The 17,992-nt window shown below is 67.0% G+C and carries 16 protein-coding genes; 9 read left to right on the top strand and 7 right to left on the bottom strand.

Going from position 1 to position 17,992, the window contains the following annotated elements; all coding sequences use genetic code 11:
• Positions 1-3 precede the first annotated feature (3 nt).
• The 6 genes from AMYAL_RS0125035 (at position 4) to AMYAL_RS0125060 (ending at position 9,587) form a co-directional block, all read left to right on the top strand.
• Positions 4-888: a sugar phosphate isomerase/epimerase family protein gene (locus AMYAL_RS0125035; RefSeq protein WP_026467416.1), complete on the top strand. Its 885-nt coding sequence runs from the start codon at positions 4-6 to the stop codon at positions 886-888.
• 14 nt (positions 889-902) lie between these two features.
• Entirely contained in the window at positions 903-1,925 is a 1,023-nt protein-coding gene (locus AMYAL_RS0125040) for a multicopper oxidase domain-containing protein (protein WP_020634006.1), read from the top strand.
• A 20-nt stretch (positions 1,926-1,945) separates the two neighbouring features.
• The gene (locus tag AMYAL_RS0125045) at positions 1,946-5,911 is read left to right on the top strand and encodes a ThuA domain-containing protein (protein WP_020634007.1); all 3,966 of its coding nucleotides are present in this window, start codon (positions 1,946-1,948) and stop codon (positions 5,909-5,911) included.
• A gap of 69 nt (positions 5,912-5,980) precedes the next feature.
• Entirely contained in the window at positions 5,981-7,864 is a 1,884-nt protein-coding gene (locus tag AMYAL_RS0125050) for an OmpL47-type beta-barrel domain-containing protein (RefSeq protein WP_026467417.1), read from the top strand.
• Between the two features lie 353 nt (positions 7,865-8,217).
• Complete coding sequence (locus AMYAL_RS0125055) at positions 8,218-9,081, top strand: sigma-70 family RNA polymerase sigma factor (RefSeq protein WP_020634009.1); 864 nt, start codon at positions 8,218-8,220, stop codon at positions 9,079-9,081.
• Between the two features lie 29 nt (positions 9,082-9,110).
• A complete protein-coding gene (locus AMYAL_RS0125060) occupies positions 9,111-9,587 on the top strand; it encodes a carboxymuconolactone decarboxylase family protein (protein WP_020634010.1) in 477 nt (158 codons plus the stop codon).
• A 67-nt stretch (positions 9,588-9,654) separates the two neighbouring features.
• Here AMYAL_RS0125060 and AMYAL_RS0125065 read toward each other — a convergent pair whose 3' ends face one another.
• Positions 9,655-11,400: a BCCT family transporter gene (locus tag AMYAL_RS0125065; protein ID WP_020634011.1), complete on the bottom strand. Its 1,746-nt coding sequence runs from the start codon at positions 11,398-11,400 to the stop codon at positions 9,655-9,657.
• Between the two features lie 202 nt (positions 11,401-11,602).
• Positions 11,603-11,746 (bottom strand): hypothetical protein, encoded by a 144-nt coding sequence (locus AMYAL_RS49925; RefSeq protein WP_020634012.1) that lies wholly within the window; start codon positions 11,744-11,746, stop codon positions 11,603-11,605.
• 86 nt (positions 11,747-11,832) lie between these two features.
• On the opposite strand from AMYAL_RS49925, the gene AMYAL_RS0125075 reads away from it, so the two are divergent.
• Positions 11,833-12,789 carry a GlxA family transcriptional regulator gene (locus AMYAL_RS0125075; protein WP_026467418.1) on the top strand — a complete coding sequence of 319 codons (957 nt, stop codon included), beginning with the start codon at positions 11,833-11,835 and terminating at the stop codon, positions 12,787-12,789.
• Positions 12,790-12,802: 13 nt separating this feature from the next.
• On the opposite strand, the gene AMYAL_RS0125080 is transcribed toward AMYAL_RS0125075, so the two are convergent.
• Positions 12,803-13,297 carry a hypothetical protein gene (locus AMYAL_RS0125080; protein ID WP_020634014.1) on the bottom strand — a complete coding sequence of 165 codons (495 nt, stop codon included), beginning with the start codon at positions 13,295-13,297 and terminating at the stop codon, positions 12,803-12,805.
• A 37-nt stretch (positions 13,298-13,334) separates the two neighbouring features.
• Positions 13,335-13,523, bottom strand: coding sequence for a hypothetical protein (locus tag AMYAL_RS0125085; RefSeq protein ID WP_020634015.1), 189 nt, complete (start codon positions 13,521-13,523; stop codon positions 13,335-13,337).
• Positions 13,524-13,779: 256 nt separating this feature from the next.
• Between AMYAL_RS0125085 and AMYAL_RS0125090 the strand changes: the two genes are divergently transcribed.
• Together AMYAL_RS0125090 and AMYAL_RS0125095 are read left to right on the top strand one after the other, a co-directional pair.
• The gene (locus AMYAL_RS0125090) at positions 13,780-14,343 is read left to right on the top strand and encodes a TetR/AcrR family transcriptional regulator (RefSeq protein ID WP_026467419.1); all 564 of its coding nucleotides are present in this window, start codon (positions 13,780-13,782) and stop codon (positions 14,341-14,343) included.
• 20 nt (positions 14,344-14,363) lie between these two features.
• The gene (locus AMYAL_RS0125095) at positions 14,364-15,560 is read left to right on the top strand and encodes an FAD-dependent monooxygenase (protein ID WP_020634017.1); all 1,197 of its coding nucleotides are present in this window, start codon (positions 14,364-14,366) and stop codon (positions 15,558-15,560) included.
• 113 nt (positions 15,561-15,673) lie between these two features.
• Here AMYAL_RS0125095 and AMYAL_RS0125100 read toward each other — a convergent pair whose 3' ends face one another.
• The 3 genes from AMYAL_RS0125100 to AMYAL_RS51070 all read right to left on the bottom strand — a co-directional run bounded on the left by AMYAL_RS0125100 (position 15,674) and on the right by AMYAL_RS51070 (position 17,972).
• Positions 15,674-16,930, bottom strand: a complete 1,257-nt coding sequence (locus AMYAL_RS0125100; protein ID WP_020634018.1) for an HNH endonuclease signature motif containing protein — start codon at positions 16,928-16,930, stop codon at positions 15,674-15,676.
• Between the two features lie 61 nt (positions 16,931-16,991).
• A complete protein-coding gene (locus tag AMYAL_RS48545) occupies positions 16,992-17,873 on the bottom strand; it encodes an IS30 family transposase (protein WP_245193394.1) in 882 nt (293 codons plus the stop codon).
• A 15-nt stretch (positions 17,874-17,888) separates the two neighbouring features.
• Positions 17,889-17,972, bottom strand: a complete 84-nt coding sequence (locus AMYAL_RS51070; RefSeq protein ID WP_245193395.1) for a helix-turn-helix domain-containing protein — start codon at positions 17,970-17,972, stop codon at positions 17,889-17,891.
• Positions 17,973-17,992 lie beyond the last annotated feature (20 nt).

The following is a 17,992-nucleotide window of genomic DNA, read 5'->3' on the forward strand; positions in this document are numbered from 1 at the left end:
TTCATGTGCGGTGAAGAAGCTGAGCGGTTCCACTCTCGACGGTCGCTACTCCGGGGCGCCGCGACGGCGGCGGTCGCGGTCGGCGCGGCGGTAGCCCTGCCGGGCCTCGCGAACGCGGCTCCCCAGGCAGAGGCCCAAGGCCACAGTCACGGTCGCGGCCGGGTCCCGGTGGACAAGATCAGCATCCAGCTCTACTCTCTGCGCACCGCGTTGCAGGCCGATCTGCCGGGAACCCTGTCCGCGCTGGCGGACATCGGCTACCGGAAGGTCGAACTGGCCGGCACCTACGGCCGGACGGCGCAGGAGTTCCGCGGTCTGCTGGACAAGAACCACATCAAGGCGACGTCCACGCACGTCGGCATCGACGGGGACCTCGACAAGACCATCGCCGACGCGAAGGTCCTCGGGAACACCCGTGCCAATGTGCCGTTCGCGGCCTTCGACACCATCGACGGCTGGAAGCAGTTCGCCGGACGCCTCGACACGGCGGCCCGGAAGTTCCGCCAGGCGGGGATCCCGCTCGGGTACCACAACCACGCGCACGAGTTCGCGGCCATCGACGGCGTGCGCCCGTACGACGTGCTCACCAGGGGCACCAACCCGCGTTACGTGCACCTGGAGATCGACCTGTTCTGGGCGGTGGAAGGCGGCGTCGACCCGGTTTCGCTGTACCGCCAGCACTTCCCGCGCGTGGTGCAGTACCACGTGAAGGACCGGACCGCGGACGGCAAGATGGTCGACCCCGGCAAGGGCGTCATCGACTTCCCCCGCATCTTCGGCTGCACCCGGCCGCATCTGCACGAGTACATCGTCGAGCACGACAACCCCACGGATCCCCTGAGCACCGCCCAGACCGGATTCACCTATCTCCGTAACGTCCGCTTCTAGCTGGGGAATCCACAATGGACAAGAACAAACGCGGGCTGTCCCGCAGATCGATGCTCGCGGGCACCGCGGCCGGGGTCATCGCCCCGGTCGTGGTGGCGGCGAGCGCCGGTTCGGCACCGGCCGCGGCGGCGGGGATGACCCGCAACATCACCGTGTACGCCGACTACGTTCCCGGCTCGACCCGTGTCGGTTACGGGCTCGAACCCGGAAAGCCGACGATCCCCGGCCCACTCCTGGAGTGCTACGAGGGCGACACGCTGGTGATCGAACTGGTCAACAACACCGACCAGCGGCTTTCGATCCACCCGCACGGCGTCAACTACGACACCAAATCGGACGGCTCGCCGTTCAACGATTCCTTCAACAAGCCGTACGAGACCAAGACCTACACCTGGAAGACGCGGACGGCTTACCAGGCGGCCAACGGTTTCTGGATGCCCGGCAGCGCGGGGTACTGGCACTACCACGACCACGCGTTCGGCGGCGACCACGGCACCGTGGGCCTGATGAAGGGCCTCTACGGCGGCCTGATCGTGCGCAAACGCGGGGATCTGCTGCCCAGCAAGCAGTTCACCGTGGTGTTCACCGAAATGTGGATCAACCACCAGGTCGCCCCGAACACCCCGATCTTCGAGGCGAACCTCGGCGAACGCGTCGAGTTCATCTGCATCGGGCACGGCAACCTGATGCACACCTTCCACCTGCACGCGCACCGCTGGGCGGACACCCGCACCGGCATGCTCACCAGCGCGACCGACAACGCCCCGATCCTCGACAACAAGACCCTGGACCCCGGCAACTCCTTCGGGTTCCAGGTGATCGCCGGTGACGGCGTCGGGCCGGGCGCGTGGATGTACCACTGCCACGTCCAGCAGCACTCGGACGACGGCATGTCCGGGGTGTTCCTGGTCCGCAACGCCGACGGCGGGATGCCCGCGGGCGCCCAGGAGGCGATCGACCGCTTCAAGGGACATCAGCACGGAACCACGGCGGCCAAGCCGGACGCCACCGGCGCTTCGGCCCACTCTCACCACTAGTCTTCGAAAGGAGCGAGAACTTGAGACGAGTCTTTTCGCAACGCCGTCTTCGCAGACGGTCACTGGCCGCGCTGGCGGTCGGCGCCGTCGTCACCTCCGGGCTTCCGCTGGCCATCGCACCGGTGACCGCCGAAGCCGCGACGAACGTCCCGGTCAACGTCCTGGTCTTCCACGGCACCGCCGCGGACCAGAAGGACCCCGTCTTGCGCGCCACGGACGCGATCGCAAGCCTGGGCCAGGCGAACGGGATCTCCGTGTCGTCCTCTTCGGACCCCGCGGTGTTCACCGGGGCCAACCTCGCGAAGTACCGCGGCGTCGTCTTCCTTTCCGCGCAGGGCATCACGCTCAACCGCGACCAGGAAACCTCGCTGCAGAACTACATGAAGGCGGGCGGCGGTTTCATCGGGCTGTCGGACGCCGCGCGGGCGCAGGACGGCTCGCAGTGGTTCTCCGGCCTGATCGGCGCGCGTCCGGTGGGGGCGCGTCCCACGCCTGAAGCGGTCGCCTCGGTCACCGCGAGCGCGGAGAACGCGCCCAACGAGGGCAAGGAGAAGCTGGCCGACAACAACGAGAACACCAAGTGGCTGGCTTTCACGAACGCCGCCTGGGTCGCCTACAAGCTGGCCGCGCCCGTCGCGGTGAGCAGCTACGCGCTCGTGTCGGCGAACGACTACGCCGGCCGTGACCCGAAGAACTGGACCCTGCAGGGTTCCAACGACGGGACCACGTGGACCGATCTGGACACTCGCACCAACGAGTCGTTCGCCGACCGGTTCGTGAGCCGGACCTTCACCTTCACCAACACCACGGCCTACTCGAACTACCGGCTGAACATCACCGCCAACGCCGGTGAGTCGGCCACCCAGCTGGCCGACTTCAAGCTGTTCAAGGACCAGTCGACCACCCCGCCGCCGCCGGAGACCGCTCCGGCCGAGGCCACCGTCGACGTCCTCGACAAGGCGAACCCCACCACGGCGGGGCTGCCGCAGAAATGGGTCCGCACGGACCGGTGGCTCAACTGGGAGGTCAACCCGGTCGGCACCGTCCACACCGTGGCGCAGGTCGAGGAATCGACCTACAAGCCGGGCGTCGGCGCGAACGGCGCCTTCCACCCGGTCTCGTGGTGCCGCGACTACGACGGCGGCCGCTCCTTCTACACCGGGATGGGCCGGACCGAGGCGAGCTACGGCGAAGCCCAGTTCCGCAGCCACATCCTGGGCGCGCTGAAGTGGACCACCGGCATGGTGCGCGGTGACTGCAAGGCGGGGATCGCGGCCAACTACAAGGTCGAACGCCTGTCCGGGATCAACCAGGCGGGCCAGCTGGACCAGATGGGCGAGCCGCACGGGCTCACCATCGCGCCGAACGGCCGGGTCTTCTACATCGGCCGCGCGGCCTGCGCCGGCAACACGGTGCCCTCGCCGAACGACTGGACCAACCCCGAGATCGGCGCCGGCTGCGGCACGATCCACCAGTGGGACCCGGTCACCAAGAAGCCGAAGCTGCTCACCACGCTCAAGGTGATGGGCAACCGCGGCAGTGGCGACGAACTGGTCAAGAACGAGGAAGGCCTCCTCGGTCTCGTGCTGGACCCGAAGTTCAGCGAGAACGGCTACATGTACGCCTACTGGATGCCGCACGCGTCGGTCGACCGTGACAAGCAGATCGGCAAGCGCACGGTCTCGCGGTTCACCTACGACCTGAAGAACCAGACGCTGGACCAGGCGACCCGCAAGGACCTGCTGTCGTGGGACGTCCAGGTCCACAGCTGCTGCCACGCCGGCGGCGGCATGGACTTCGACAAGGACGGGAACCTCTACATCGGTTCCGGTGACAGCAACTCGTCGCAGGGCTCCAACGGGTACTCGGGCAACAACTGGACCGAGGACTACAAGGGCGTCTCGTTCCAGGACGCGCGCCGCACCGCCGGTAACACCAACGACCTCAACGGCAAGATCCTGCGGATCCACCCCGAGGCCGACGGTACCTACACCAACCCGGCAGGCAACCTGTTCCCCGAGGCGAACGACCCCGGTGACAAGACCAGGCCCGAGATCTACGTGATGGGCGTGCGGAACATCTCGCGTCTGCAAGTCGACAAGAAGACCAACTGGCTGACCGCCGCGTGGGTCGGTCCGGACGCGTCCTCGCCGAGCCCGGAACTCGGCCCGGCCAAGTACGAGACCGCCACGATCATCACCGAGGCGGGCAACCAGGGCTGGCCGTACTGCATGGGCAACAAGCAGCCCTATCGCGACCGCAGCAGCACCAACGCCGGAGTGCTCACCGGCTGGTACGACTGCGACAACCCGGTCAACACCTCGCCGCGCAACACCGGCCTGGTGAACCTGCCGCCAATCAAGAAGAACATGATCTGGTACTCGCCGGACGGCGGCGGGCCGGTGTTCCCCAACCGTCCCAACAGCTCCGTCCCGTCGTACAACGCGGCCGAGGCCACCTACACGCAGCCGTACCTCAAGGGCGGCGGCCAGGCGGTCATGACCGGGCCGACGTACCACCGCGAACTGGTCAACGCCAACAGCGGGGTCGCGTGGCCTTCGTACTGGAACGACAAGTGGTTCATCGGTGACCAGAGCAACGGGCAGAACCGGATCGCGGTCACCGTCGACCCGGCGGGCGTCGCGAAGCAGGATCCGCCGGTGTTCGCCGAGACCGTGCGGCAGATCATCCCGACCGGTGGTGGCGACACCAAGCTGAACCAGTGGATGGACGCCAAGTTCGGGCCGGACGGCGCGCTGTACGTGCTCGACTACGGCGGCGGCTTCTTCACCGTGAACAACAACCAGAAGCTGCTGAAGATCAGCTACACCGGCGGTGAGGCCACCCCGTCCGCGGCGGCGGCGTCGACCATGGTGCAGAACAAGCCGCTCACCGCGGCCTTCACCGGGTCGAAGTCCGGCGGCGTCTCCTACAAGTGGGAGTTCGGCGACGGCACGATCTCGACGCAGCCCGACCCGAAGCACACGTACCCGCGCACCGGGCTCTACACCGCCAAGCTGACCGTGACCTACGCGGACGGCGAGACGGTGACCACCCGGAACTCGGTCAGCATCGGGTGTCTCGTGGCCGACGGAAGCCCGACGGTGACCATCGGTGACACCGACACCGGGGTGACCAACCGGAACGCCGGTGGTGGGTGCACGGTCGACGACATGATCGACGACGAGAGCACGTGGACCTCCCACGCCGGGTTCGTCAACCACGTCACCCAGGCCGTGGACCGCCTCGGCGATCTCGGCGTACTGAACGCGGCCGAGTCGGACAAGATCAACGCCGCGGCCGCCGCGTCGCCCATCGGCAACAAGGGCGTCACCGGTTACGACGCGATCTACGACGGCACGGCGGAGTCGTTCCGCAACTGGTCGCAGGCGCCGTCCGGGCAGTTCGCCATCCAGCCGGACGGGTCACTGCGACCGTCGGGTGGGCTGGGCATGCTGTGGTACTCGGCGCGGCAGTTCGGCAACTTCTCGGTGAAGCTGCAGTTCAAGGACATCGCGCCGACCGGCAGTGCCAACAGCGGTGTGTTCGTCCGGTTCCCGGATCCGCGCACCCCGCTGGAGCAGCGTCCGCCGGGCAGCTGCGGCACGGTCGGCTCGGCGAAGACGTCGCAGGCCTGGGTCGCGATCTACTGCGGGCACGAGGTCCAGCTGTACGACGGGGCCACCGGTGAACCGCAGAAGACCGGGTCGATCTACAACTTCGACCCGCGGCCGCTGGACCAGGCGGGCGTGAAGCCGAAGGGGACCTGGAACGAGTACGAGGTCAAGGTCGTCGGGCAGAAGTACACGATCATCCGCAACGGTGTCGTGATCAACGAGTTCGAGAACGCGCCGGGCATCCAGTCCACGCGCGCGGGTGACCCGTCGACCGACTTCCGGCAGTTCGTCAGCGGGTTCATCGGTCTGCAGAACCACAGCGACAACGACGTGATGGAGTTCCGCAACATCCGGGTGCGGCAGCTGTAGCGCGAAAACCGGCCGGGCGCGGCCTCCCTCGCGCCCGGCCGGTCTCCCTGTACGGAAGGTTTCCCTGCGATGTCCCCAAGAACTCTCGTCGTGGCCTTGCTGGCCGCGGCGCTCGCACTGGCGGGCCTGGTGTTGCCGGGCTCGTCCGCACCCGCCTCCGCCGCCCCCGTCCAGACCCTGGAATGGACCGCCGGCGACAGCACCGACCACTACCTCAGCGCGCCGACCACCGCGGTGGCGGGCGAGACCAAGATCCTGTTCAAGAACACCGAAGCCCTCGGCTCGACGATGTCGCACACGCTGACGTTCGACACCGAGACCCCCGGCTACAACCACGATGTCACTCTCAACATCGTCGCCAACCCCTACGACGAGCAGAACGGCGAGCACGAAGCGACCGTGACGCTGACCCCTGGCAAGTACCGGTTCCACTGCACGATCCAGGGGCACACCAAGATGGTCGGCGAGTTCACCGTCACCGGTGGCGGCGGTGGCGACACCACCCCGCCGACCGTGACCGCGAACGTGACCGGCACCAAGGACACCGCCGGGAACTACGTCGGTTCCGCGACGGTGAACCTGGCGGCCACCGACAGCCAGTCCGGGGTGGACAAGGTCGAGTACCAGCTCGACGGCGGCGCCTGGGCCGCGTACACCGCGCCCGTGGTGGTCAACGCCGTGGGCTCGCACATGGTGCACTACAAGGCGACCGACAAGGCCGGGAACGTTTCGCCGGAAGGGATGTCGTCGTTCAGCGTCGTCACCGGCCAGCCCGGTGACACGACCCCGCCGACGGTGACCGCCGAGGTGACGGGGACCAAGGACGGTTCGGGGAACTACCTCGACACCGCCACCGTGAAGCTCACCGCCACCGACGCCGGATCCGGCGTCGACAAGGTCGAGTACAAAGTGGACGAAGGCGCGTGGACCGCGTACACCGCTCTGGTCGCGGTTTCCGCGCCGGGCATGCACATGGTCTCCTACCGTGCTTCCGACAAGGCGGGCAACGTCTCGCCCGAGGGCATGGCGCACTTCACGATCGTCAGCAGTGACACCACCGCCCCGGCAGTGACGTCCGAGGTGACCGGGAACAAGAACGCCGACGGCAACTACGTCGGCAAGGCGACCGTGACCCTCACGGCCACCGACGCCGGTTCGGGGGTCGGCAAGGTCGAGTACAAATTGGACGGTGGCCCGTGGCTGACGTACTCGGCGCCGCTCGCGCTGACCGTCGTCGGCGCGCACACGGTGACGTACAAGGCGACCGACAAGGCGGGCAACGTCTCGGCCGAAGGCACGGCGACGTTCACCATCGTCGAAGGCGACGACAGCACCGCGCCGGTCGTTTCCGTGGTGGTGAGCGGTGATCTGGACGGAAGCTGGTCCTACATCGAGGACGCGACCATCAACCTGACCGCGACGGACACCGGGTCCGGTGTGGACAAGATCGAGTACAAACTGGACGGCGGGGCCTGGACGGTGTACACCGCGCCGGTCAAGGTGACCGCGCTCGGCACGCACACGCTGACGTACCGGGCTTCGGACAAGGCGGGCAACGTCTCGGCGGAACAGGGCGGCGCGTTCACCATCGTCGCCGCGCCGCCGGGCCCGGACGCCTGCCCGGACTCCGACGTCCGGGACACCGTGATCCTCGGCTCGGCGGACAGCCAGGTCGAGAACCGCGACACCGGCAACGGCTGCACGATCAACGACGTGATCGACGACGAGTCGGACTACTCGTCGAACGACCAGTTCGTGACCTACGTGCGGGCGGTGACGCAGGAACTCCTCGACGGCGAGGTCATCTCGTCCGACGAGCGGAACCTGATCGTCACGGCGGCGATCGACTCCGGCATCGGCGGCCCCGCCGTCGAGCCGGAACCGCAGAAGAAGCCGGAGACGAAGAACCCCGGCATGAAGAAGACCGTGAAGACGCCCATCCGGGACGTCTGAGCACCCGCGGCCCGCAATTGGTCCCCTGGTTGCGGGCCGCACCGCTTCTCGTGCCCGCCCTTCGCTTCTGCCGGGGTGACGCGACACCGCACATGCGTGCTCGGAGACGGAACTCGCGTGCTTGACGACGTGACTCGCGTGCTTGGGGACGTAACTCGCGTGATCAGACTCCGCACACGCGAGTTACGTCTCTAAGCACGCGAGTTCCGCCTTCAAACACGCGAGTCACGGCTCCAAGCACGTGAGTCACGGCTCCAAGCACGGCGCCGATGTCCCTGCCTCCTGCCGTCGGTTACCTTTCTCGCGCCGCTCTCGTCATGTCCATGACGGATCGGCGCGAGAAAGGTATCGACATGACCGGTGAGGCTCTGGCCAGCGCGTTCGAGGAGCAGCGCGGACGTCTGGTGGCGGTGGCCCACCGGATGCTCGGTTCGCGCGCGGACGCCGAAGACGCCGTCCAGGAGGCCTGGCTGCGGCTGGCCCGCCAGGACGCCGACACGATCGACAACCTCTCCGGCTGGCTGACCACCGTCGTCGGCCGCGTCTGCATCGACGTCCTGCGCTCCCGCAAGACCCGCCCCGAGGACTCCTACGACGAGCCTCCCGAGATGCTGGTCATCGAGGACTCGCCCGAAGAAGACGCGCTGCTCGCCGAGTCGGTCGGGCTGGCGCTGCTCGTGGTGCTCGACACCCTCGGCCCGGCCGAACGGCTGGCCTTCGTGCTGCACGACCTGTTCGCGGTCCCGTTCACCGAGGTCGGCGAGATCCTCGGCAAATCGACGGACGCCGCCAAGATGCTCGCGAGCCGGGCCCGCCGAAAGGTGCAGGGGCGACGTCCGGCCGACGAGTCGCGGCAGCGCGGTGTGGTCGACGCTTTCCTCGCGGCGGCGCGCGAAGGGGACTTCGACGGGTTGATCCAGGTGCTCGACCCCGACGTGACGTGGCGTTCGGAGACGGCGCGCGGGGTCGTCGTCAGGTCGGGCGCGGCCGACGTGGCCACGCGGGTCCAGCGCGGCGCCCGCGCCGTGGCGGCCATGCGCCCCGCGCTGGTCGGTGGCAAGCCCGGCGTGGTGACCTGGGACAAGCGCGGCAGGCTGGGCGGCGTGATGGCGTGCACCGTCGTCGACGGCCGCATCGTCGCGATCGAATCCGTGAGTGACCCGCGTCTCCTCGAAGCCATGGGTGTTACCTCTCTCGAGGCCCCCTCGTCGAAGTAAGTGAACACAGACGAGAAGGAGAGAATCCCATGCAGGCACGACTCGAACTCTTCAAGACCGCTCTCGCGCCGAAGCTGGTGAAGCACCTCGTCTCGGCGGGAAAGGTTCTCGAAAGCACCGAACTTCCCGCCACGACAAGGGAATTGGTGAACATCCGGGCCAGCCAGATCAACGGTTGCTCGGGCTGCCTGGACATGCACACCAAGGAGGCCGCGGCGGCGGGGGAGACTTCGACCCGGCTGCATCTGGTCGCGGCATGGCGTGAGGCGACGGTTTTCACCGAGGCCGAGCGCGCCGCGCTGGAACTCACCGAGCAGGGCTGCCGCATCGCCGACAGCGCCGGTGTCACCGACGAGGCGTGGGAAGCGGCCGCCAAGCACTACGACGACGAACAGCTTTTGGCGCTGGTGACCCAGATCGCGCTCATCAACGCCTTCAACCGGCTGAACGTCATCACCCGGCAGCCCGCCGGCGACTACAAGGCAGGCCAGTTCGCGGCGCTCTGAAGTACATGAAGGCCCCCATCCTGTACCCAGGCGCAAGGATGGGGGCCTTCATGTACTTACCTGGGGGTCAGGTGCGGTGCTTCGAGCGGCCGAGGATAGTGCGGCGGCGGTGGCCGTTGGTGCGTTCCTCGTGCAGTTCCTTCAGCGACAGCATCATCGCGTCTTCCTGCTTCATCAGCGGGTCGTTGCGCAGGTCCTTCCAGACCGATACACACAACCCGACCATGACGAACACGAACGGCACCGCGATCAGGATCGTGAGATTCTGCAAGCCGGTCAGCGCTTTGTCCCCGCCGACGAGCAGCATCACCGCCGCGACGGCGCCCATGAGCACGCCCCAGAAGATGACGACGCTCTTGCTCGGATGCACACTCCCGCGCTGCGAGAGGGTACCCATCACCACCGACGCCGCGTCCGCGCCGGAGACGAAGAAGATGGACACCAGGAGCATCACCAGGATCGCGATCGGGACGAACCACGGCAGCGTTTCCAGCAGCTTGAACGTCGCCGATTCGGCGCTGCCCGCGCCCGCGATGTCCGTCCCGGCCCGTTGCCTGCTGATCGCCGCGCCGCCGAAGATCGCGAACCAGATCAGGCTCACCACACTCGGGATCGCGATGACACCGAAGATGAACTGCCGGATGGTGCGGCCGCGGGAGATCCGCGCGATGAACATGCCGACGAAGGGCGTCCAGGAGATCCACCACGCCCAGTAGAAGACCGTCCAGCCACCGAGCCAGGTCTGCATCTCGTCGCCGCCGGTCATCCCGGTGCGGCCGGACATCTCCGCGAGTTCACGGAAGTAGTCGCCGATCGCGCCCGGCACGATGTTGAGGATCAGCACGGTCGGCCCGACCACCAGCACGAACACCGCGAGCACCGCGGCGAGCACCATGTTGATGTTGGACAGCCACTGGATCCCCTTCGCCACCCCGGACACCGCCGAAGCGATGAACGCGACGGTGAGGATCGCGATGATCGCGACCAGCAGGCCGCGGCCGGGGTTGTCGATCCAGCCGACGGCACCCATGCCACCGCCGACCTGCAGCGCGCCGAGGCCGAGCGAGGCGGCGGAACCGAACAGGGTGGCGAAGATCGCCATGATGTCGATCGCCTTGCCCAGCGGGCCTTCGGTGCGGCGCTTGCCGATCAGCGGCGCGAACACCGAACTGATCAGCTGGCTGCGGCCCTTCCGGAAGGTGCTGTAGGCGATCGCGAGGCCGACGACGGCGTAGATCGCCCACGGGTGCACGGTCCAGTGGAACAACGTCGTCGCCATCGCGGTGTGGACGGCCTCGTCGGAATTGGGGGCCGCGGTGCCGGGAGGCGGGCTCGCGAGGTGGGAGACCGGTTCGTACACGCCGAAGAACATCAGGCCGATGCCCATGCCGGCGCTGAACATCATCGCGATCCACGACGAGGTCCGGAATTCGGGCAGTTCCTTGTCCCCGCCCAGCGGGATCCGGCCGTAGCGGCTGATCGCCAGGCAGACCGCGAACAGCACGAAACCGCTCGCGGTGAGCACGAAAGCCCAACCGCCGTAAGGGATCACGGCGTCGTTCAGCAGGGTCGACGCGACATTCGCGAGACTGTCCGGCGAAATCACGCCCCAGACGATGATCGCGAGCGCGAGGGCCGCGGCGACGCCGAAAACGGTCCGGTCGGTCTCGGCGGGCCGGTCGGCGGCGAGGTCGAGGGGGACGTGCTCATCGGGCGGATGGCCCGGACCTGTCGTGTCCGGTGCGTTGGCGAGGTCGGTCGCGGTCCCCGCGACCACCTCTTCTTCCGCTGGCTTGCCATCCTGCGAACTCATGTTTCAGCCGCGCCGATGAACGGCGCGATCTCCTTCCGCCCGAGTTAACCCGTTTGCACCACTGCACCCTAACCAGAAAACTGGTAACCGGCAGAAAATACGGGCGGAAAGGTTTAAACCGGCGATTGCGGGTTTGACCTCGGCGGATGTGGAGCTCGACGCCGGTCCCGGCGACGAACGTGTCGCTCGTGACACCCGTGGTTCAGACGGTGGTGCCACCCCTCCAGAACGGACGGCCGAGCGGGTCTCCGCCGGACGCGGTCGGACGGCCTTGCCGCACGTGGTTGCGCTCCAGAAGGTAGGTGACGAGGGCGATCAGGGCGAGGGTGACGATGATTGCGGTCATGGCAGTAAGTTTGCGCCGCTCGACATCCTGCCAGAAGTGGCAGTTCTGTCGTTGTGCATCAAAATCCTGCCAGCTATGCTTCGGACATGCTGAAAAGCGTCGCTGTAGTGCTGTTGGACGACTTCGCCGCCTTCGAGTTCGGCGTCGTCTGCGAGGTTTTCGGCTGCGACCGGACCGACGACGGAGTGCCGCTGCTCGACTTCCGCGTGTGCGGGGAGCGGGCGGGAGAGCCGCTCAGCCTCGGCCACGGCGTCAAGGTGACTCCGGAATACGGCCTCGAAGCGACCGAGGACGCGGACCTCGTCGTCGTCCCCGCCTGTGACGTGCGCGACGAGTACCCGGCGGCGGTGCTCGAAGCGCTCCGCGCGGTTTCGGCGCGCGGCGCCACCCTGCTTTCGGTCTGCACCGGCGCGTTCGTACTGGGCGCCGCGGGACTGCTCGACGGGCGCCGGTGCACGAACCACTGGCGGCACAGCGACCGGTTCCGCAAGCGGTTCCCGCAGGCCCGGCTGGACCCGGACGTCCTGTTCGTCGACGACGGCGACATCATCACCAGCGCGGGGACGGCCGCCGGTATCGACGCTTGCCTGCATCTGGTCCGGCGCGAACTCGGCTCCGCCGTCGCCACCTCGATCGCCCGGCGCATGGTGGTGCCGCCGCAACGGGAGGGCGGGCAGCGCCAGTTCGTCGAAGTGCCGATCCCGGAGTGCACCGGCGACAGTCTTCAGCCGGTGCTCACCTGGATGCTCGACACCATCGACCACGAACATCCCGTCGCCGACCTCGCCCGCCACGCGCGGATGTCCGAGCGCACGTTCGCCCGCAAGTTCGTCGCCGAAACGGGCACCACGCCGCATCGATGGCTCTCCATGCAGCGGGTGCTGCACGCGCGGTCCCTGCTGGAGGCGACGGCGATGGGCATCGACGAGGTCGCGCGCCGCAGCGGCTTCGGCTCGGGAGCTCTGCTGCGCCACCATTTCCACAAGGTGATCGGTGTTTCCCCGCAGGACTACCGCCGGACTTTCGCGCCGCCGCGCGTCTGATCCACGCTGAGCTTCAGGCGGGACGCCTGCCGACGGCCTCGAAGATGGTGCGGGTCAACAGGGCGGCGTTCCGGGTGAACCCGTTGATGAGGATCTTCCGGCCGTCGGTGAGCTTGACGAGACAGCCGACGTCGCCGCCGAGCGCCTTGGCGACGATGTTCTTCCTGGTGTGGTCGATGGCCACCTCGATCGCGGTCCACGGTACGACGGTGGTGCACTTTCCCCACGTGTGCACGAATCCGCGTTCGTACAGGGTGAAGGTCTCGTCCCGTTTGCCGATGGCGTGCCAGCAGCCCCACGCGCCCACCAGCGCCAGCCCGAGCCCGCAGCCGACGACGGCGCCGATGAACAGCTCGCCGCCGGACACCCCGGCCTTCTGGCCCAGTACGAAGAAAATGACCCCGACGACGGCGATCGGCGCGCCGATCAGGATCGCGGCCACCCCGCGGAGCGCACGGCTACGCGAATTCGTCTCGAAACGTTCGACGTAGGCGCCCAGCTCGGTCACGGACGGGACGGTAGCGGCGAACGAGGGGGACCGGTCCCTAGCTCTTCGGCTTCTTGTTGAACAAGCCGAGGGACTGCGCGAAGGTGGCCGCGCCGACCAGGAAGACGAGCGGCAGCGTCTTGGCCCAGAAGGCGCCGACGTCGAGCGAGATGAGCAACGCGAGGAGCCCGCCCGCCAGCGCGGCCAAAACGAGCATTCCCAGTGCGACGCGGGGCTTCGAGACCATGTGTCCTCCAACGGTTCGGAAGGGCAAGCCTCGCGACGGTGCCGATACGGGACGAGGTCATTTTTGCCGCGTCCGGATTTTCGGGGTTCTTCGCGGAGGGCGACGTGCAGCATGCCGCCGTTTTGTCCACGTCGAGGTCCGCGCCGTGCCGGCTTTCGATCAGCGGACCGGGTCGTGACCACCGAGTTTGCGCGCTCGACGCAATCGGGCATACGATCAGGGCAGTCGTACAGGACGAACGCCCTAGGAGGCGACGGTGGCAGGCTCTCCGGCTGCGGAACGCGGTCAGGTCGCACGGCGGCGGTTGCTCGAAGCCGCGGTCGCGCTGGTGCCCGAACTCGGCTGGTCCGCGGTCAGCACCCGGATCCTGGCCGAACGCGCGGGTGTCACGCCGAGCGTCGTGCACTATCACTTCCCTTCGCTGCAGGCCCTGATGAGCGAAGCCGTGCTGGGGGCGATGCGCGAAGTCGCCGGCGCCTTCGAACCGGCGCTGGAAACCGCCGAGACGCCCGCGGCCGCGGTGGACGCACTGCTGGCGTCGGTCGGCGAGTACTCCGGCACCGACCCGATGTCGCTGCTGTTCGCCGAGGCCTACCTGGCCGCGACCCGCGATGACACTCTGCGCCAGGGCATCCGCGAACTCCTCGCCGATCTGCGCACCGGATTCGGCCGCTGGCTCGCGGAGCGCGGAGTGGCCGACGCCGAGGGCACGGCCGCCGTGCTGCTCGCCACGCTGGACGGGCTACTGCTGCATCGCGCGCTCGAACCGGAGTCCGGCGGCGAGGTGCCCTCGGCGGTCCTGCGCCGGCTGGTCGGCTGAACCGAAAGGGAGGAACCCCGATGAAGGTGGCGATCTGCGGTGCCGGGATCACCGGTCTGGCGCTGGCGCACCGGCTCGCGACGTCGGACGTCGAGGTCGTGGTCCTGGAACGCGCGGCGGGGCCGCGGGACCAGGGCTACATGATCGACTTCTTCGGCCCCGGTTTCGACGCGATCGAGGAGATGGGCCTGCTGGCTCAGGTCGAAGACGTGGCGTACCAGGTGGACGAAGCGAGCTTGCTGGACGACCGCGGTCGCCGCCGGGCGGCGATCGACTACGTCCAGTTCGCCAAGTCGGTGCGGGGCAGGCTGTGCAGCATCATGCGGCCCGATCTGGAACGCGTCCTGCGCACGAACCTGCCGTCCACAGTGGACGTCCGATTCGGTGCCGGAGTCGCCGACGTCGAGGATCTCGGCGACCGGATGCGGATCACCCTGGCGGACGACGAGGTGATCGAAGCGGATCTGCTGGTCGGAGCCGACGGGATCCATTCGACCGTGCGTCGGCTGGTTTTCGGCGAAGAGAGCCGGTTCCTGCGCCACCTCGGCTTCCACACGGCGGCGTTCGTCTTCGAGGACGAAGAGATCCGCGCGCGGGTGGGGGAGCGGTTCTGCCTGACCGACACCGTCGGGACGCAGATGGGCTTCTACGGTCTCCGCGACGGCAAACTCGCGGCCTTCGCCGTGCACCGCGCGACAGATCCTGCCCTGCCGCAAGACACGCGCGCGGCACTGCGCGCGACTTACGGCTCGCTCGGCTGGGCGGTGCCGAAAGCGCTCGATCTCTGCCCGCCGTCCGACGAGGTGTACTACGACCAGGTCGCGCAGATCGAGATGCCGTCGTGGAGCCGAGGCCGCGTCGTCCTGGTCGGCGATTCCTGCTATGCCGTCTCCCTTCTCGCCGGTCAGGGCGCTTCACTGGGGATCGCGGGCGCCTTCGTGCTGGCCGAGCAACTCATCCGGACCTCCTCGATCGAAGCCGCGTTCACGGAGTACGAAAAGCTGGTCCGCCCGGTGGTGACCGAAAAGCAGCAGGTCGCCCGCCGGGGCGCGCGCTGGTTCCTGCCCGCGAACCGTCTCCTGCTCCAAGCACGCCGCGTTCTCCTCCGCGCGGCAAGGCTTCCGGGACTCGAGAAGACCCTCGCGACCGCCGTCACGGGCAAGTCGACGGCGCTGGTGACGAACCTGAGACAAGGGACCGAGATCCGGAGCCGGTGACTCGGACGGGCATGATCGCCGGATGCTCGTGAGCGGTGAGGACGGACCGGTGTTCGCCTACTGCGCCTGGGCAGTCTGGGGCGGCGATTCGCGGCCGATACCGGTGGGTCGGCCTATGTCCTGAGGTGCATGGTGTTGCGCCTTGGTTGCCCGGTGGGGTCGAGGTAGGCGGGTGCGGTGAATTCGGGGAGTCCGTCTTGGGCGATCTGGACTTTCCATTCGCTGCGGTGGATCAGCCGGTGGTGCTTCGTGCACAAGAGCACCAAATTGTCGATTTTGGTCTCACCGTGGTGCCGCCAGAAAACAATATGGTGCGCCGTACACCGTGGCACCGGCATATCGCAGCCAGGAAAGGCACAGCCACCATCACGAAGGGTGAGTGCGTATTTCTGGGCGAGGGAGACGGTGCGTTTCGACCGGCCGATGTCCAAAGGTTCACCCGCGGTGCCCAGGACGCCGGGGCGGACGCGGGCGTCGCAGGCGAGGATGCGGGCGTCGGTGGCGCTGATCGGCCCGACCAGATCCAAGTGAGCCTCGCCGATATCCCGGATCAGGTCCTCATACGACATGGTGACCAGAATGTGGGTGGCTTCCCCGGCTTGACCGGGCAAGTTCCGGCTGGTGGTCTTTAGCCGCACATAGTCGGTGAAGGCATCCCCGTAACGTTCATCCTGGGTACGGGAGTCCCGGACCCCGTCGATGGCCTTATGCGGTTTGGCCATCGGATCAAGGTCGGACTTCAACCGCGCATACGTTTCGAGTTCGAGGGTGCCCTTCAGGCCCAGGGTGCCGTCGCGGTGCTTGACGAACCGCAGCTCCGGACGACCATCCTTCGGGTCCTCGTTGCGGGGCTCTTTCCCGTCGGGGTCGAGTTCGTCCAGCAGCCGCCGCCCGGCTTGCGCGATCGTCCGGGGCCCGGCGTGGCGGGCCAAGTCGACCAGGATCTTCTCCCCGCCCCGCACGTCCTCTTCCGGGACAGTGGAAGGGATGCGAGCGAGGGTTTTGATGATCGCGTCGATCTGCGAACCGCCGATCGCGCCTTCCGCGGAAGCAGCAGCAGTCAACGGCGCCAAAGGCGGCACAGGGTCACCGCCGATGGACGGGCCGGGATACAGGGCCAGGACCCGGTCGGCACGATCGTCGGCTTCCTTCGCGGTGACACGGAAATCCTCATAGATCATCGACGCCAGCGTCGAATGACCCGAGCAGCCACGAACCCCACGGATGTTGATCTCCGCCAGAATCGCGTTCTGCTCCGCGTCCAGCTGCCGCTTGAGGACTTCGAGTTCCTGCTTACGGGCATGCAGCGTCGCGGTGTCGGCACGCCACCACTCGGTGGGTGTCGTCGGGGATGTGCTGTCGCTGGCCACGAGATCAATAGTACACCGATTCGAACATCTGTGCGAATATGAAACAGTTTATTGGGTGGTTTCAACTGGTGAGTGCACCACCTCTAGTCTGGCAACACTTTGCTGAACGCTTTGATGGGTTTAAGTCATCCCAGCGTCTGTCGTGGCCTGTCGTTGAGTTCGTGTGCGATGGCATCGAGTTCGTCCTGCGAGTGCATGGACAAGTCGGTTCCCTTGGGGAGATATTGGCGCAGCAGCCCATGGTGTTCTCGTTGCTACCGTGTTGCCAGGGTGAGCGCGGGTTGCAAAAATACACCGGCATGCCCGTGGTCATGGTGAATTGCTTATGGTGACCCATCTCGCCACCTTGGTCCCATGTGACGCTGTTCTTGAAGACATCGGGCAAGGTGTTCATCTTGGCCGCCGGCCGCGGTGCCACATTATCGGCCGTGCGATCGTGAGGAATGCGTACCAGCATGACAAATCGAGTACTCCGCTCGACCAGGGTCGCGATCTGTGACTGATTTTTCGCGCCTACGATCAGATCACCTTCCCGGAAACCCGGCACGGCACGATCCTCGGCCTCGGCCGGCCGGTCGCTGATCAGGACCATATCCTTGATCTTTCCCCGCAGCTCCGCTCCGCGTGACCGGGCCCGTCGCTTGATCCTGCCCTGGCGTAACCCCTCGGCCACCTCCGCCCGCAAGGTACCCTTCGCTTGCACGAACAACGCCTGGTAAATCGCTTCATGTGACATCCAGCGAGAATGATCCATCGGATGCTCGAGCCGCAACCTGTGCGCGATCTGCATCGGTGACCACTTCTTCCGCAATCCTTCGACCACCGCACGAGTAAGAAACGGCGATTTCAGCACCTTACGTGCCTTTGGACGCTTCCTCAGTCGATCGGTCCGGCGCTGTGCAACCAACGGAGAATACGTCTCCCTTCCGCCGTTACGACCCATCTCGCGCGACACCACCTAATGATCCCGTCCAATCCAGGACCCAATCTCCCGAAACGACCTTCCCTGCTTCAACCCGAATGCGATCAACTCGCGCTCCACCGACCGCAACGGAACACCAC

This window comes from Amycolatopsis alba DSM 44262, assembly GCF_000384215.1.
Classification (GTDB): Bacteria; Actinomycetota; Actinomycetes; order Mycobacteriales; family Pseudonocardiaceae; genus Amycolatopsis; species Amycolatopsis alba.

Coding starts and splice junctions, on each gene's coding strand:
- AMYAL_RS0125085 (WP_020634015.1), bottom strand. CDS start 13,523: ATGGTCTCGAAGCCCCGCGTCGCACTGGGAATGCTCGTTTTGGCCGCG.
- AMYAL_RS49925 (WP_020634012.1), bottom strand. CDS start 11,746: ATGACCGCAATCATCGTCACCCTCGCCCTGATCGCCCTCGTCACCTAC.
- AMYAL_RS0125095 (WP_020634017.1), top strand. CDS start 14,364: ATGAAGGTGGCGATCTGCGGTGCCGGGATCACCGGTCTGGCGCTGGCG.
- AMYAL_RS0125035 (WP_026467416.1), top strand. CDS start 4: ATGTGCGGTGAAGAAGCTGAGCGGTTCCACTCTCGACGGTCGCTACTC.
- AMYAL_RS0125050 (WP_026467417.1), top strand. CDS start 5,981: ATGTCCCCAAGAACTCTCGTCGTGGCCTTGCTGGCCGCGGCGCTCGCA.
- AMYAL_RS0125060 (WP_020634010.1), top strand. CDS start 9,111: ATGCAGGCACGACTCGAACTCTTCAAGACCGCTCTCGCGCCGAAGCTG.
- AMYAL_RS0125040 (WP_020634006.1), top strand. CDS start 903: ATGGACAAGAACAAACGCGGGCTGTCCCGCAGATCGATGCTCGCGGGC.
- AMYAL_RS0125065 (WP_020634011.1), bottom strand. CDS start 11,400: ATGAGTTCGCAGGATGGCAAGCCAGCGGAAGAAGAGGTGGTCGCGGGG.
- AMYAL_RS48545 (WP_245193394.1), bottom strand. CDS start 17,873: ATGGGTCGTAACGGCGGAAGGGAGACGTATTCTCCGTTGGTTGCACAG.
- AMYAL_RS0125055 (WP_020634009.1), top strand. CDS start 8,218: ATGACCGGTGAGGCTCTGGCCAGCGCGTTCGAGGAGCAGCGCGGACGT.
- AMYAL_RS0125075 (WP_026467418.1), top strand. CDS start 11,833: ATGCTGAAAAGCGTCGCTGTAGTGCTGTTGGACGACTTCGCCGCCTTC.